The organism is Enterobacter cloacae complex sp.6700776 (genome assembly GCF_048284255.1).
GTDB classification, from domain to species: Bacteria; Pseudomonadota; Gammaproteobacteria; order Enterobacterales; family Enterobacteriaceae; genus Enterobacter; species Enterobacter intestinihominis.
The window spans coordinates 1-267 of sequence record NZ_JBLVYK010000300.1; the positions used below are offsets into that span (position 1 = coordinate 1).

At 34.5% G+C, this 267-nt stretch carries 1 protein-coding gene; it reads right to left on the reverse strand.

The features are described 5' to 3' along the window. The coding region (locus ACNQ0T_RS24345; protein WP_417930511.1) for a DUF6387 family protein at positions 1–267 on the reverse strand (267 nt) is incomplete at both ends.

The window sequence follows — 267 nt, forward strand, 5'->3', positions numbered from 1 at the left end:
TCTATAAAAGGGATAGCCTTATATGTGATTAATTTCTTTAGGGTAGAAAGACCTATTCTATTATTGGCTCTATCTGGCTCTTCTATTCCTGCCTCTGCTCGCCAATACTTAATTAACTCTTTAAATTCCGTGACCAATTCATCATCCGAATATTCCTCCAGATTACACTTGATAACTATTTCACCACCAAAAGATTCATTCAGATAGTCAACATTAACAATTGGAGAGAAAATACTATTACTCTGAACCTCTACTATGCCTTTACTT